General features: G+C 61.6%; 16 protein-coding genes, 1 tRNA gene and 1 pseudogene. 13 read left to right on the forward strand and 5 right to left on the reverse strand.

Going from position 1 to position 13693, the window contains the following annotated elements:
- The first annotated feature begins 86 nt into the window (after window positions 1-86).
- From ACFJIU_RS14030 to ACFJIU_RS14060, 7 genes are all read left to right on the forward strand, one after another.
- A complete protein-coding gene (locus ACFJIU_RS14030) occupies window positions 87-653 on the forward strand; it encodes a biotin transporter BioY (protein WP_379072452.1) in 567 nt (188 codons plus the stop codon).
- Window positions 650-1714 carry a biotin synthase BioB gene (bioB, locus tag ACFJIU_RS14035; RefSeq protein WP_379072454.1) on the forward strand — a complete coding sequence of 355 codons (1065 nt, stop codon included), beginning with the start codon at window positions 650-652 and terminating at the stop codon, window positions 1712-1714. The genes ACFJIU_RS14030 and bioB overlap by 4 nt, the downstream gene beginning before the upstream one ends.
- Window positions 1711-2337, forward strand: a complete 627-nt coding sequence (gene bioD / locus ACFJIU_RS14040) for a dethiobiotin synthase (RefSeq protein ID WP_379072456.1) — start codon at window positions 1711-1713, stop codon at window positions 2335-2337. Before bioB ends, bioD begins: the two co-directional genes overlap by 4 nt.
- 128 nt (window positions 2338-2465) lie before the next feature.
- Window positions 2466-2768: a DUF982 domain-containing protein gene (locus ACFJIU_RS14045; RefSeq protein ID WP_129415747.1), complete on the forward strand. Its 303-nt coding sequence runs from the start codon at window positions 2466-2468 to the stop codon at window positions 2766-2768.
- Window positions 2769-3175: 407 nt separating this feature from the next.
- Window positions 3176-3261, forward strand: a tRNA-Leu gene (locus ACFJIU_RS14050).
- A 258-nt stretch (window positions 3262-3519) separates the two neighbouring features.
- A complete protein-coding gene (locus ACFJIU_RS14055; protein WP_379072457.1) occupies window positions 3520-4500 on the forward strand; it encodes a DUF535 family protein in 981 nt (326 codons plus the stop codon).
- 57 nt (window positions 4501-4557) lie between these two features.
- Window positions 4558-4896, forward strand: coding sequence for a hypothetical protein (locus ACFJIU_RS14060; RefSeq protein ID WP_379072459.1), 339 nt, complete (start codon window positions 4558-4560; stop codon window positions 4894-4896).
- Between the two features lie 26 nt (window positions 4897-4922).
- Here ACFJIU_RS14060 and ACFJIU_RS14065 read toward each other — a convergent pair whose 3' ends face one another.
- Entirely contained in the window at window positions 4923-5504 is a 582-nt protein-coding gene (locus ACFJIU_RS14065; RefSeq protein ID WP_379072461.1) for an NUDIX domain-containing protein, read from the reverse strand.
- A 153-nt stretch (window positions 5505-5657) separates the two neighbouring features.
- Between ACFJIU_RS14065 and ACFJIU_RS14070 the strand changes: the two are divergent.
- Both ACFJIU_RS14070 and ACFJIU_RS14075 read left to right on the forward strand, forming a co-directional pair.
- Window positions 5658-6760, forward strand: a pseudogene (locus ACFJIU_RS14070) (NADH:flavin oxidoreductase/NADH oxidase).
- A 101-nt stretch (window positions 6761-6861) separates the two neighbouring features.
- Window positions 6862-7113 carry a DUF2188 domain-containing protein gene (locus ACFJIU_RS14075; RefSeq protein ID WP_379072463.1) on the forward strand — a complete coding sequence of 84 codons (252 nt, stop codon included), beginning with the start codon at window positions 6862-6864 and terminating at the stop codon, window positions 7111-7113.
- Between the two features lie 13 nt (window positions 7114-7126).
- Here the strand turns inward: ACFJIU_RS14075 and ACFJIU_RS14080 are convergent, their stop codons facing one another.
- The 3 genes from ACFJIU_RS14080 to wrbA form a co-directional block, all read right to left on the reverse strand.
- Window positions 7127-8107 (reverse strand): alpha/beta fold hydrolase, encoded by a 981-nt coding sequence (locus tag ACFJIU_RS14080; protein WP_379072465.1) that lies wholly within the window; start codon window positions 8105-8107, stop codon window positions 7127-7129.
- Window positions 8108-8419: 312 nt separating this feature from the next.
- Window positions 8420-8842 (reverse strand): hypothetical protein, encoded by a 423-nt coding sequence (locus ACFJIU_RS14085; protein WP_379072467.1) that lies wholly within the window; start codon window positions 8840-8842, stop codon window positions 8420-8422.
- 268 nt (window positions 8843-9110) lie between these two features.
- Entirely contained in the window at window positions 9111-9710 is a 600-nt protein-coding gene (gene wrbA / locus ACFJIU_RS14090) for an NAD(P)H:quinone oxidoreductase type IV (RefSeq protein ID WP_379072469.1), read from the reverse strand.
- Between the two features lie 277 nt (window positions 9711-9987).
- Between wrbA and ACFJIU_RS14095 the strand changes: the two genes are divergently transcribed.
- From ACFJIU_RS14095 to ACFJIU_RS14110, 4 genes are all read left to right on the forward strand, one after another.
- The gene (locus ACFJIU_RS14095; RefSeq protein WP_379072471.1) at window positions 9988-10728 is read left to right on the forward strand and encodes a competence/damage-inducible protein A; all 741 of its coding nucleotides are present in this window, start codon (window positions 9988-9990) and stop codon (window positions 10726-10728) included.
- A gap of 116 nt (window positions 10729-10844) precedes the next feature.
- A complete protein-coding gene (locus ACFJIU_RS14100) occupies window positions 10845-11675 on the forward strand; it encodes a universal stress protein (protein WP_379072473.1) in 831 nt (276 codons plus the stop codon).
- A gap of 247 nt (window positions 11676-11922) precedes the next feature.
- Entirely contained in the window at window positions 11923-12420 is a 498-nt protein-coding gene (gpt, locus tag ACFJIU_RS14105; RefSeq protein ID WP_326895764.1) for a xanthine phosphoribosyltransferase, read from the forward strand.
- 257 nt (window positions 12421-12677) lie between these two features.
- Window positions 12678-13169, forward strand: coding sequence for an NUDIX hydrolase (locus tag ACFJIU_RS14110; RefSeq protein WP_379072475.1), 492 nt, complete (start codon window positions 12678-12680; stop codon window positions 13167-13169).
- 15 nt (window positions 13170-13184) lie between these two features.
- Here the strand turns inward: ACFJIU_RS14110 and ACFJIU_RS14115 are convergent, their stop codons facing one another.
- Window positions 13185-13547 (reverse strand): hypothetical protein, encoded by a 363-nt coding sequence (locus tag ACFJIU_RS14115; RefSeq protein ID WP_379072477.1) that lies wholly within the window; start codon window positions 13545-13547, stop codon window positions 13185-13187.
- Between the last annotated feature and the right edge of the window lie 146 nt (window positions 13548-13693).

Consider the following 13693-nt stretch of genomic DNA (forward strand, 5'->3'; position numbering starts at 1 on the left):
CTATAATCCTGTTGCGACTCGTTTCCTTTTGTGGATTCTATGTAGATATAGATCATGAATTATCTATAATTTACGAAAGGAACATCATGAGCGAGACCCTCACGCTGCGCGGCGTCAAACCGCGAAAGGCGGTAAAAACTGCTGCGACCATCATCGCGGGCGTCGCCCTGATCACGCTCTGCGCCAAGCTGCGCATTCCATTCTGGCCGGTGCCGCTGACCCTGTACACGCTGGCGGTCATGGGGATTGCGATCGCCACCGGCCCTCGCATGGCGACAGCCACCTTCCTCGCCTTCCTGGCGGTTGGCGCCGCCGGACTGCCGGTTTTCTCGGGCTCGCCGGAACGCGGTATCGGCCTTGCCTACATGGTGGGCCCGACGGGCGGTTATCTGCTGGGCTATCTCCTCGCCAGCTGGCTGACCGGCTGGCTGGCTGAAGGCCGACAGATGTTCGGCCGCGTCATGGCGATGCTGGCCGGCCTTGCAGTCACTTATGCAGCCGGCCTGCCCTGGCTCGGCCTCTATATCCCCGGCAAGGACGTCATTGCCCTCGGCTTCACCCCGTTCATCCTCGGTGACCTCATCAACATCGCCATGGTCGCAGTCGGTTCGGCCATGATCCCGGCACGTCTGCTGGGAAAGGTCGGCCGATGAGTGCGTCCGTAACCGAGAAGGGCGATGTCCGCACCAACTGGACGCAGGCCGAAGCGGAAGCGATCTACGCCTTGCCCTTGCCCGACCTGCTCCATCGGGCGCAGAACGTTCATCGAAGCCGTTTCGACCCGACCGTGGTCGAAACGGCCAGCCTGCTCAGCGTCAAGACAGGTGGCTGCCCGGAGGACTGCGGATACTGCTCGCAGAGCGCGCACAACAAAACCGGCGTCAAGGCGACCAAGTTGATGGCAGTGGAGCGCGTCATGGAGGACGCAAAGCGTGCCAAGGCCGGCGGGGCGACACGATTCTGCATGGGAGCTGCCTGGCGCAGCCCCAAGGATCGCGACATGGACCGGGTCTGCGCCATGATCGAAGGCGTCAGGGCACTGGGCATGGAAACCTGCGTTACCCTCGGCATGCTGACGGGATCGCAGGTCGAACGGCTGAGGCAAGCTGGCCTGGACTACTACAACCACAACATCGACACCTCGCGGGAATATTATCCCGAAATCGCCACAACCCGCACCATTGACGATCGACTGGATACGCTGGCGCTGGTGCGTTCAGGTGGTATCAAGGTCTGCTCCGGCGGCATTGTCGGCATGGGCGAAACGATGACGGACCGCGTCGCCATGCTGGTCCTCCTGGCCACCCTGGAGAGGCACCCTGAAAGCGTTCCCATCAACATGTGGAACGAGATCAAGGGCACGCCGGTGATGGAAAAGGGCCAGCCGGTCGAGCCGATCGCCTTCGTGCGGCTGATCGCGCTCGCGCGCATTCTCATGCCTCAGAGCGTGGTCCGGCTTTCGGCCGGTCGCCATGCCATGAGCGACGAGTTGCAGGCGCTATGCTTCCTGGCCGGCGCCAACTCGATCTTCACCGGCGACGTGCTTCTGACCACCGGCAATCCGGAACGCAACAAGGATTTCGCGCTCCTGAAAAAGCTCGGCATGCGTGCTGCCGAAGCGCCTGTCCATGCAAGCGCCGGAGATCATCCGGGACAAAGCAGCAGATCCCACCCTCTGCCATCCCTGCCCTCGCTCGCGATTGTAGCGCCTTGAGCGCACGCATCGTCGTCACCGGCACCGATACCGATATCGGCAAGACGGTTTTCGCCGCAGGGCTGACCAGGCTGCTCGGTGCATCCTACTGGAAGCCGGTGCAGGCAGGGCTTCACGGCGAGACAGACAGCGAAACCGTAAAAAGGCTCGGCGACATCCCGCCGGGCCGCATATTGCCCGAGAGATGGCGGTTGAACACGCCGGCCTCTCCACATCACGCTGCGGCAGTCGACGGCGTCACCATCGTCCCCGAAGACCTGACCGTGCCGGCAATCCATGGACCACTGGTCATCGAAGGTGCCGGCGGCCTGCTGGTACCCTTGACGCAGACCACGACCTTCGCCGACGTCTTCGCGCGCTGGAAGTTGCCGGTAGTGCTGTGCGCCCGCACCCGGCTCGGCACCATCAACCACACACTTCTGTCGCTGGAAGCGCTGCGCGCTCGCAGTGTGCCCGTGCTGGGCGTCGCCTTTATCGGTGAAACAGAGCCCGAGACCGAAAGCATCATCGGCAAGCACGGCGGAGTCAGGATTCTCGGCCGCCTGCCTGTGCTCGCCTCACTGACCCCGGCGACATTGCAGCACGCTTTCATCAATGCCTTTCGGCTCGATGACTTTTTTTGACCGTTCGACATTACGAGGTCGGGTGAAGATGGGTACGGAACCACAGCCGTACTGGAACGTTTCTGTGCGTTCCCTGCCGAGGCCAGCGTTCGTATTTGGCCTCTTTCCATTTTCAGAAAGGCCTTCCGATGCACAATTTGCTGGCGTTCAAGCATGTCGTCGTCACTGCCGAAGTTGGCGACAAGCGCGAAATCTCCTCGCTTTGCGACATGATCGAATTCCTGACCGAGTGGGCCAAGACAGGCGAGAGCAAGACCTGGGAAATCGCGATGAAAGCCTGCAATGCAGCGCAATCGGGTGAGCTCGATCCACAGATCGCGCGCAACGCGTTCATTGCCTTTGCCCGCCGCTCCAAGATCCTTGTCCCCGAGGACACCAAATACATCACCGTGAAGCCAAGCGTCGCCGGGTTCGGCGGCTTTGCGATGTAGCAACGCAAGCGACGACCTCGCTTGCTGCATTCCCGACATCGACGTAAGAACAGAGGCAAGTGATTTGCCCACGTTCGACGGCAATGCTGGCCAGCAATGCTCGTTAAATTCGCCTTCGACCTTATTTGTCAGGGATGTGTAAGCGTCTCTCACTCAGGCATCTGGCTGCTGGCGGGGATAGCCGCCGCGCTGCTCTTGCAGTGGTTTTGCATCAGCCTCGTATTGAGCTTGTTTCGCTCTTTCCCAACGCGCGTTCGCAGGTTCCTGGCGAGACGTTGATCTTGCCGGCGCGGCTGGCTGCAGAGGCCAACGCGGCTGAGCTTGCCCAATCGCAAGGTCGAACAAGTTTACTCACGCGGCAAAACACAGGTTGACTACTCACTCCAAGTCATTGAAGTGACAGCCGCGCGGACGTGGCGGAACTGGTAGACGCAAGGGACTTAAAATCCCTCGATCCTCGATCGTACGGGTTCGATTCCCGTCGTCCGCACCATCTCGACAAACAGCTTTCAAAACAAATAGATGGACGAAATTGTAATTGCTGGCCGAGGCTATCGACCGGCCTTCAATCAGCAAGAACTCGCAAATTCCCGGGGCGGTTCACCCGGCAACCCTGATGCAGTTCCCGGGCAAAGCTTACCAATCCGTATGATCGCGGAGACGCGGCCGTAAGCTGGCAGGTCCATTCTGCCCCTCGACATCATTCGAACGCTCACGCAGGCGGCATCGAAGCAGTCGCCTGCGCCGCAACTTGTCGCGCATCTCAATGATATCAGCGTCAGGAAGCGCGAACTCCATGACAGCCCCCGATGACCCGCCATGCGCCGCGCTTCCACGCAGAAAACACTCGTTGCCCCGTCAGCAGTTGAACAGATGGATCCGTGCGGGGAAACGGGCACTCGTACGGCGGATATTCTGGCGGGAAATCTCCGCCATCAACGACGCACTCAGCGCAGAACCATTTTGTCGTGTCCTTCAGGCCTATCCTGAGATCCCGTTCAAACCGGTACGACCTTACCTCGTCAGCGGCCTCAACCCCGCCCAGCGCGCGGCTGCGGTTGTCGGACACTATGCGGCGGCGTTTCGCCTGCTGAAGACCGAGGCTTTTATCGAAAGCCACATCGCAGGCAAGCAGCTGCTGTCACTGCAAACCGCAGTGGGCGGCATCACGGTAGACCTCACGGGCCAACAGGGACTCTACCGCGAAGGCGAGTGGCGGCTTTTAGCGTCATGGGACGGGCGGGCAGTCATGGAGGTGGCACTCGCGATCGTCGACAGTCGTCTGCTTGGCCTTGGGGAAATGGGGCCAATCCTCTGGATTGGCGCGATCAAGACGGCGGCGGCTGGCGCACACGGGCTTGAGGATGCCAGGACCTTGACAAAAAGCCTGGCTGGCTTGCGCCCTAAAAGCCTTTTGCTGCTCGTGGCACAAAGCCTGGCTGGTGGCCTAAAGCTCTCAGGCGTTTTTGCCGCCTCCAACCGAGGTCATGTGTTTGCAACCGATCCCGGCCTGCGCCGTCGTGTCCTGGCGGATTATGACGGTTTCTGGATGGAATCCGGTGGCAGGCGGGTGGCCCCCACCATCTTCCAACTCCCGCCGACAAAGATCCGGCGCCCTCAGGATGAGTACAAACCCAACAAGCGAGCGCAGATCAGGCGACGACACCAACTTGAGATCGAGATCGAACGGAGTGTGCATGAAGCACTCCTGCCGTTGCTGCACCAACGGTAGCCGTTCGATCTTTTCGAGATGGTTCCCTTTCGCGAGCGACCTTGCTAGCCTGTCGCCATGAAAGCGATCGCCCCGAAGCCTCTGGCAAGCGCGTTTCTGCTCGGTCTGCCCTTGCTGGCGGGCTGCGGCTCGATGAGATCGGTCGATCCTGCACAATATGCATCGATGAACTGCACCGAACTCAATGTCGCGCTTGGCGAACTTGCGACGGGAGTGACCTCCACCGCACTCAGCCGCGCCAACATCTCGAATACCCGCATCCCATTCTGGCTGCCAGGCGGACGGAAAGCGGTTTCCGTGCTCAAGGACCGACGGACGGCGGATATTGAACGCCTGCAGGCACAAGAGGCAGCCATCGAGGCCAGCCGCAGGCAGCGTTGCCCGCGGGAACTTTGAGCATCAGCGCCTGCCTGCATCGCCTTCTAGGCGAACAGCCCCGGGTTGAGCTTCAGATGCTGCAGCAACAGGATGGTCTTGGCGTCGATGATGCGCCCATCGGAAATAGCAGCAATTGCTTCCTCGACCGGCATCTCGAGTACCTCGATATCCTCACCCTCCTCCGGCGCGCCTCCACCGTCGGAAATGCGATCCGCCGGCGAGTAGCGCCCAGCAAACAGCCATAAGCGTTCCGTCACGCTGCCCGGGCTCATAAAAGGCGTGAACACGAGCTTCACGCCGTCGAGCCGATAGCCCAGCTCTTCTTCCGCCTCCTTGCGGATGCAGGTTTCTGCGTCATCCTTGTCAAGCAGACCGGCACAGGCTTCGATCAGCGGCTCCTTGTGCCCGGTGACAAAGGCAGGCCAGCGAAATTGCCGCACCAGAAGCACCGTGCCGCGGTCGGGATCGAAAGGAAGTATGGCGGCGCCATCGCCGCGATCGTAGGTCTGGCGCACCTGCGTCTCCCAGACGCCGTCACGGCGGCGGTAGTCGAAGGTGGTCTTTTTCAGGATGGCCCAGTCGTCGGAAAGGATTTCCTGCGAACGGATGCGGATGCGGTCGTCCATGCTTGCCTCGTCTTGGGGGATGCGATGGGATAGCGTGCGACGGGCCAGACCGCAATGACATCCGGCCGCTGGGCCAACAGGCTGCATTGCAGACGATCTGGCGCGCGAGCCAGCTCTCGGCCTAGAGAGAAGACCGCATCAACCGGATCCACCATGACTGTCGCCCTCTTCCAGCCCATTTCGCTCGATGGCCTCGAATTGCCGAACCGCATCGCAGTGGCGCCGATGTGCCAGTATCGGCCGACGATGGCTCCGCCACCGACTGGCATCTCTACCACTGGATGAACCTCGCCCTGTCGGGCGCAGGCATGATCACGGTCGAAATGACCGATGTCGAGCGGCGCGGCCGCATCTCGCATGGCTGCCTCGGCCTGTATTCGGATCACAACGAAGCGGCGGCCAAGCGCACATTGGATGCTGCACGCCGTGTCGCACTGCCCGGTGCCAAGTTCGGCGTGCAGCTTGCCCACGCCGGGCGCAAGGCATCCTGCCAGCGCCCTTGGGAAGGCGGCGGCCCACTGAAGCCGGAACAGGATCCATGGCCGGTCGTCTCGGCTTCGGCTGTGGCTTACGACGCCGGCTGGCAGGTGCCTCATGAACTCAGCGACGAGGAGGTGCTTGGCGTGATCCAGCGCTTTGCCGACGCGGCAAGGCGCGCCGAACGTGCCGGTTTCGACTTCATCGAACTGCATGCGGCTCATGGCTACCTGATCTTCCAGTTCCTCTCGCCGCTTTCCAATCGGCGCACGGACCGCTGGGGCGGTTCCTTGGAAAACCGCATGCGTTTTGCGGTGGAGGTCGCCAAGGCTGTGAAAGCGGCAGCGCCAACGCTGATGCTGGGCGCCAGGCTGTCGGTAAAGGAATGGGTGGATGGCGGCTTCGACGTGCCGGATGCGATCGAAGTGGCAAAGGCGCTGAAGGCAGTTGGCCTGGCCTATCTGTGCTGCTCCAGCGGCGGCAACTCTCCGCTTCAGAAATTGCCCACCGGCGCCGGCTACCAGGTGCATCTCGGCGAGGCGGTGCGCAACGCGGTCGGCATCACCACGCGCACCGTCGGCCTCATCACCGATCCGGAGCACGCCAATGCCGTCGTCAAGGACGGCAAGGCCGATATCGTCGCCCTTGGGCGGGCTTTCCTGGCCGATCCGCGCTGGGGTTGGCGTGCAGCAGCGAGCCTCGGTGAAAAGATCCAGCCCGCGCCACAGCTTGCCCGTGCCGTCACCACAATGGAGCATTGGATCCGCGACGAGGATTGAAACTTGCCCTCCACTTGCCGGCTAAGGCCGCAAGAGGTTGAATTCCGTCTCGAAGTGCAGGAAAGTCTCGGTTGTTAAGAGCGCCGTCACCGGAGGCTTTCATGGCGAAGTTGACCTACACGATCGTCGAGCATGATGGAGGGTGGGCCTACAAGGTCGGCGACACCTATTCGGAAACCTTTCCGAGTCATTCAGATGCATTGCAGGCAGCCAGGATCGCTTCTTCCGAACAGCGGATTGCCGGCCAGACCGATGGTATCGAGTATGAAGATGCCAACGGGAAGTGGCACTCGGAACTCGCTGACGGACGTGACAGGCCGGAAACGGAAGTCCGGGACGACCCCGCGGCCTGACAACTGAGGACGCTCAGGCCGAAACGCTCCTGTCGAATGCGCGATTGGCAATACGACGGATGAACGTGGTCACCTGCTCTGGGTCTATGAACTGCGGCATGTGACCGAGGTTTTCCGCGATCTCCAGTTCCAACCCCTCGATCTTTTCCTTGACCGGCGTACCCTGCACTTCGAGCGAGATGATGGGGTCGACCCCACCGAACAACAATCCCGACGGCATCTTGATCTCGTTGTATCGCTCCGACAGGCGAGGCAGATCCATCTCGATCACCGCGAAATCGGTTGCGCTGGCATAGTAGTGGCTGGGGCGCAGCCCGATAAAGCCGCCATTCTCGGTCATGTAGTTTTTCGGCGGCGGATGCGGCGCGAAGATCAGGCCCATCGTCTTCATGCCATATTTCAGCCCTGCCGGCGCCGAGACGGTATGGGCCAGAATGAAACGCTTCAGCGGCGAGGAGACGAACAGCGCCTTGAACTCGGGCCTGAGATCGACCTCCTTGTGGGTGAGCGCCGCCAGGAGCACGAGGCCGGAGATCGCTTCCGGATGCTCGACGGCGATCGCCAACGCCACCGAACCGCCCAGCGAATGGCCGACGATCACAGGTTTTTCGAGGCCCAGTCTTTCCATGAAGGCGCAGACGATATCCGCCTGTTCCGGCAACCGGCCGGTCGAACCCCGTGCGCGTGTCGAATAACCGGAACCCGGGCGGTCGAGTGCGATCAGCCGATAGCCTGGCCCAAACACCTTGAACAGCGGGTGCGTGAAATGGTGCAGCTGCGCGCCGAGCCCATGCAGGAAAACGATGGGAGGCCCTTCACCGACGTCGACGTAGTGGATGCGGTTGCCTTTGATGTCGATGAACTTGCCGGCGGGTGGCATGGTGCGCTCGACCCAGGCGACGATGCGGCGTGTCCTGAAAACGAAATAGCCGACGACGGCAAGGCAGGCGACGACGATGGCGGCCAGAAGCCAAAGAAGCACGGTCAGCAACATCAGCGACCTCTAATCCAGAGCTCGTCGCATATCGAGGTTTCTGGATTGCCGCTGTCAAGACAAGCCGAGCCGCGTCAAACGGCAAAGCCCCCATGCACCGGGCAAAACTGTGGAAATCCGGGCTGGCGGCAGCCCGGATTTCCTGCTGGTCCGTAAAGCCCCGCCCAGGAACCAGACCACGCCGTGTCAAGTTAACAAACAGGGCGCGGCCTGGGCATACGGCAAATGACGTATTTCGAAGCGTGGCTCACAGATAAAATCGATGGGGCCGGCCATAAACAACAGTCGGCGTCACCGCCTGCGTGGCGCGGGCTATCGCGGGAAGCTCGAGCTGTATCCGTCGGGATAGTATCCGCCGTCGCCGCCATTGCCGTTGGGTGTCGCTTCGCCGGTGGCGGCGCGAAGGCTTTGCGAGACATCATCCAGGCGGGCCAGCAGCGCGCGCGAACCGTTGCCGCGCGCGGCCTCGCCGCGGATCTGCCGCGCCTCGGACCCCAGTTCACGCGCCTTCGATGCGTCGATGAGATTGAGCTGTTCGGCATCGCGGATGCCCTGCCCCACGCCCTCGGCCTGGTTGTAGATCGTGCGCGCCATGGCAGCGTCGGTGCTGGATGCTGCAACGGCGTGAGCCGACATACGGACGTGGCGATGCTCGGCGGCCAACGCGCCGCCGGCAATCGGAACCACGGCCGCAACCGAGGCCAGGAGAAGAAGCCTGGAAGAGAAAGAAGACATGGTTTGTTCCTCTGCGATTGGAACAAGCGACGTCCACTCCGCAGCCCGTTCCGCTGCTGGACCGTCTGGTTCCACCTGTCGCGATTTGTTTGCTCGCCGGAAGTTCCCGATCCGCGGAGGAGAAATGCGGCTTTGCGAAGGGCGTTCCAGCCTCACGGAAATATCATCGGCCGTGATGAAACCGAGAGTGCGATGCTTCCGGCTTCCGCGGAAAAAAGCGGGCGGCTCGCACGAGCCGCCCGCCTGCCAGATGCCAGCCGTGAGACGCTCAGCCGAGCAGCTTGGCAGTGATTTCGGCCACACGTTTCCCCTGGAAGCGCGCGCCTTCGAGTTCCTGTGCCGAGGGCTGGCGCGAACCATCGCCATCCGCGGTCGTCGTCATGCCGTAGGGGGCGCCACCGCGCACCACATCATTGCCCATCTGCCCCTGATAGGCGTAGGAAAGCGGCACGATGATCATGCCGTGATGTTGCATCACCACCTGCGCGTTGATCAGCGCCAGCTCCGCACCACCGTGCTGGGTAGCCGTCGAAACCATCACCGATCCAACCTTGTTGAGCAGCGCGCCCTTGACCCACAACGGGCCGGTCTGATCCAGGAAGTTTTTCATCTGGGCAGCCATCGCACCGTAGCGCGTGGCGGTTCCCAGGATAATGGCGTCGTAATTCTCCAGTTCGAGCGGATCGGCGATCGGCGCCTCCTGATCGAGCTTGTAATAGGCTGCCTTGGCGACAGCTTCCGGCACCAGTTCGGGCACCCGCTTGATGGTCACATCGGCACCAGCTTCCCGTGCACCTTCGGCAGCGGCCTTGGCCATCTGCTCCATATGTCCCCAGCTCGAATAATAAAGCACCAGTACCTTTGCCATGCATGCATCTCCAGACGATTGAACCAAGGGAACGCCGTCGTTCCGTAGCGCCGCAATCTAGTGCCCGGACCGTTCACCGGAAGCCGCCAAATCTGACACGCACTGTTCACCGTTTCAGGAGCATTGCCCGCGTCCGGCTGCCGCGCTATTCGACTGAGGCGATTTCGAAGAATTATTGCTGCTGCCGGTGGTGGCCAACCGTCCGTCAAACGCGATCTTCGGCCAAAATCGATGCAATAATTCTTCGAAATCGCCTGAGTTCAATCCGGAGTGCGCCATGCCAGACATTGTAACAGCCGCCATGATCATCATCGGCGACGAGATCCTGTCCGGGCGCACCAAGGATAAGAACATCGGCCACCTTGCCGACATGATGACGGCGATCGGGATCGACCTGAAGGAAGTCCGCGTCGTGCCGGACGACGAGGCCGAGATCGTCGCTGCCGTGAATGCGTTGCGGGCTCGCTACACCTATGTCTTCACCACCGGCGGCATCGGGCCGACGCATGACGATATCACCGCGGATTCCGTTGCCAAGGCATTTGGCGTTCCTTGTGAATATGACGCCAAGGCGCTCGCCTTGCTTGCCGACAGCTATGAGAAGCGCGGCATCGAGTTCAACGAGGCCCGCAAGCGCATGGCACGCATGCCGCGTGGCGCCGAGCACATCGACAATCCCGTTTCCGTCGCGCCAGGCTTCCGGATGGCCAACGTCCATGTCATGGCCGGAGTCCCGTCGATCTTCCAGGCGATGCTGGACAACGTCGTGCCGACGCTGAAGACCGGAACCAAGCTGCTCTCGGCCACGGTGCAGTGCCCCTATGGCGAAGGCCGGATCGGCGGTCCGCTCGGTGAAATCCAGAAGGCTCATCCCGACACCATCATCGGCTCCTATCCGAAATATGCTGACGGCACGTTCTGGACGGAACTGGTCGTGCGTGCCCGCTCGCCCGAGGTTCTGGAAACCGTGCGGGCCGAGGTCGAGGCCATGGTCGCGGAGCTCGCCAAGGAAGGCTGAGTTTGCTGGCCGAGCGGGAACCTGTCCTATATCCTTGACGTTGTGGTGATATCTGAGCCAGCACTGAACTATCCGGCGCGGACGTCGGCAGCGGTCAGAAAATGCAGGAGGGCTCCATGCCGTTCAAGACCATCGTCGCCATCGTACAGAGCGAACAGGATGCGGAGCGCGTGCTGGATGGCGCCATCGCGCTGGCCTCCCGCTTCCAGGCCCACGTCATTGGTGTCCATGCCGAAGCACTGCCGATGCCGTACACCTCGGCCACCGGCTTTCCGGACACCGAATTCATGCAGGTCTCGGCTGACCTCAACAAGGAACGCTCGGCGAAGCTGCGGACGGTCTTCCAGAAGAAACTGCAGCCTTCCGGCCTCTCCTTCGAGTGGCGGGCCGAAGAGACATTTTCAGGCGATAGCGCGCTCTCCAGCCTCGCCAGCGTGCGCGCCGCCGACATTGTGGTCGCAGCGCAGCGCGATGCCGACAGCGACACCAATGCCGATATCGGCTCACTCGTCTACGACGCAGGCCGACCTGTGCTCGTGGTACCGCATGCCGGGCCGATTGCCGCCAGTTTCCGCCATGTGATGCTGGCCTGGAACGGCAGCCGCGAGGCGGCTCGTGCGGCCTTTGACGCCCTGCCCTTCATGATCGAAGCCGAAAAGGTCGAGATCTTCGTGGTCGATCCCGGCGAGGACAGCGACGAGGAAGGGCTGGGCGGCGCCGGAATTGCCGCGGCGCTGACCCGCCACGGCGTGAAGGCCAGCGTGGCGACAAGGCAGGCAAAGGGCGGCACCATCGAGGACGCCGTACAGAACCGCCTGATCGAGACTGGAGCAGACCTTATCGTCATCGGAGCCTACAGCCATTCCTGGCTGCACCGGCTGCTCTATGGCGGCGTGACTAGAACCGTGCTGCGCTCCTCGCCGGTGACCGCCTTCCTGTCCAGGTGACGATCACCTTCCGGGGAATTGCCCCAAAAGACCTTGCGACCTGAAGGCCGTTTGAGTTCGAACGGAAGAACAAAGTCCGGGCTGGTGAAACACGCATCGGCGGCCATGCTCGCGTCATCGCCGTGGATATCGGGGCACGGGATGACCGCACCAACTCCAAGCCTCTTGCCAAAGACGCGGCTTTCCGGCTAATTCCGCCCGCATTCCTCAAATCCTGCGCGCGGCTGGCGCGCCTGCGGAGTGCGTGATGTCCCTTCCCGAAAAGGCCTTTCCAGTTTCCTGGGATCAGTTCCACCGCGATGCCCGTGCGCTCGCCTGGCGGCTGTCAGGCGTCAACGGGCAGTGGAAGGCGATCGTCTGCATCACCCGTGGCGGCCTGGTCCCCGCAGCGATCATCTCGCGCGAACTCGGCATCCGCATCATCGAGACCGTCTGCGTGGCTTCCTATCACGACTACACGTCACAGGGGCAATTGCAGGTGCTGAAGCAGGTCGATCCCTCGCTGCTCGCCGAAGAGGGAGCAGGCATCCTGATCATCGATGACCTGACCGACACCGGCAAGACCGCCGGTATCGTTCGCGCGATGATGCCGAAGGCGCATTTCGCTACCGTCTACGCCAAACCGAAAGGCCGCCCGCTGGTCGACACGTTCGTGACCGAAGTCAGCCAGGACACGTGGATCTACTTCCCCTGGGACATGGGCTTCACCTACCAGAAGCCGATCGCCGACGACCACGCCGGCTAGACGACGCAGGCAACTTTTCTGTTCCGCTGGTTCGGTTGTCACACCTCCGAATCACGACGGTTGCGTGCGCCAGGGCCACCTGTTTGAAGGGCCCCTCCGGGTGACTGCGTCGCTTCCTGAGCCCGGGAGTCACAGTTTTTTCCGCATTCCGGGCCCTTTCGTGGAACTTGTGTGCGTTTTTTACTTTTGTTTCGCAAAATAGCGCCCATATTTCGTGAGACGGCAAAGAAGTTTCGGTTTCTTGCGGTGACTTTCGAATGTTGAACGGACCTCTAGCGAACGCCAATCTGGCCGAAAGGGTAAGAAAACTTTTCGGCACGGTTCCGTTGCGCCTTCAGGTTGCTGCGCTGCCCTGGCGCCGGCACAACCGTTCCATCGAAGTGATGCTGATCACCAGCCGCGATACCGGTCGCTGGGTCCTGCCCAAGGGCTGGCCGGAAGCAAGAGAGCCTTTGTGCGAGGCCGCCGCGCGCGAAGCGGGCGAGGAAGCAGGTTTGACCGGCACCGTTTCCACGCTCGAAGTCGGCCGTTATTTCTACGCCAAGGCCCTGTCGACCGGGCAGCAGGTACCCTGCGAAGTGCTGGTTTTTCCGCTCAAGGTCGTTGATGTCGCCGCCAAGTGGAAGGAGAGGCATGAACGCGAGCGCAAATGGGTGACACCCGTCCAGGCCGCCCGCATGGTCAATGAGCCGGATCTTGGCCTGATCATCGCCCATTTTGGTGAGAACCCGAAACGCTTCGCGGCCTGAGGCGATTGCGCGAGATCAGGCGCCTTCGCCGAGTGGCGCCATGCGCTTCGCACTCTTGCCAGACCATTCGCGCAGCATCTTGAGTGCCGCCGCCTTCAGCGGCTTCCACTCCAGCTCGCCACCTTCGCGCAATTCGTCGTCCCATTGCTGGGACAGAACCACGTTCTCGAAACCGCTCTCCGAGTCATCCTCGTTCAACGGCCATTGCGTCTGCGTGGATCCAGGTACCAGGATGCCCCCCATCGGGGCGGGTGCATAGTCGCAGACCGACGGGTCGCAGCATTCATCGACCAGTGCGGCAAGCAATATAAGTGATGGCGCGACAAACAACCCGACGACCTCGCGATCGGCGGACTTGCGGACGAAATAGGCCTTCAACTGTCACCCCAGTTGCGTGACGGCTGTTCCCTCTCAGCCATATTCCCCCGCGCCTCTTTTACGCGTACGGGCCGAACAAGCAAGCCATTGCGCATAAAATCCTGACGCCAGCAATCATTTTGCCAGGGGCGCTTTCTCCCCATTAT

The organism is Mesorhizobium sp. UC74_2 (assembly GCF_042701485.1).
GTDB lineage: Bacteria > Pseudomonadota > Alphaproteobacteria > Rhizobiales > Rhizobiaceae > Mesorhizobium.

What these genes read in the sequence shown, in the direction of transcription:
- ACFJIU_RS14100 (WP_379072473.1), top strand. Translation starts at nt 10,845, where the DNA reads ATGCCGTTCAAGACCATCGTCGCCATCGTACAGAGCGAACAGGATGCG.
- ACFJIU_RS14065 (WP_379072461.1), bottom strand. Translation starts at nt 5,504, where the DNA reads ATGGACGACCGCATCCGCATCCGTTCGCAGGAAATCCTTTCCGACGAC.
- gpt (WP_326895764.1), top strand. Translation starts at nt 11,923, where the DNA reads ATGTCCCTTCCCGAAAAGGCCTTTCCAGTTTCCTGGGATCAGTTCCAC.
- ACFJIU_RS14060 (WP_379072459.1), top strand. Translation starts at nt 4,558, where the DNA reads ATGAAAGCGATCGCCCCGAAGCCTCTGGCAAGCGCGTTTCTGCTCGGT.
- ACFJIU_RS14045 (WP_129415747.1), top strand. Translation starts at nt 2,466, where the DNA reads ATGCACAATTTGCTGGCGTTCAAGCATGTCGTCGTCACTGCCGAAGTT.
- ACFJIU_RS14075 (WP_379072463.1), top strand. Translation starts at nt 6,862, where the DNA reads ATGGCGAAGTTGACCTACACGATCGTCGAGCATGATGGAGGGTGGGCC.
- ACFJIU_RS14110 (WP_379072475.1), top strand. Translation starts at nt 12,678, where the DNA reads ATGTTGAACGGACCTCTAGCGAACGCCAATCTGGCCGAAAGGGTAAGA.
- ACFJIU_RS14030 (WP_379072452.1), top strand. Translation starts at nt 87, where the DNA reads ATGAGCGAGACCCTCACGCTGCGCGGCGTCAAACCGCGAAAGGCGGTA.
- bioB (WP_379072454.1), top strand. Translation starts at nt 650, where the DNA reads ATGAGTGCGTCCGTAACCGAGAAGGGCGATGTCCGCACCAACTGGACG.
- wrbA (WP_379072469.1), bottom strand. Translation starts at nt 9,710, where the DNA reads ATGGCAAAGGTACTGGTGCTTTATTATTCGAGCTGGGGACATATGGAG.
- ACFJIU_RS14095 (WP_379072471.1), top strand. Translation starts at nt 9,988, where the DNA reads ATGCCAGACATTGTAACAGCCGCCATGATCATCATCGGCGACGAGATC.
- ACFJIU_RS14085 (WP_379072467.1), bottom strand. Translation starts at nt 8,842, where the DNA reads ATGTCTTCTTTCTCTTCCAGGCTTCTTCTCCTGGCCTCGGTTGCGGCC.
- ACFJIU_RS14080 (WP_379072465.1), bottom strand. Translation starts at nt 8,107, where the DNA reads ATGTTGCTGACCGTGCTTCTTTGGCTTCTGGCCGCCATCGTCGTCGCC.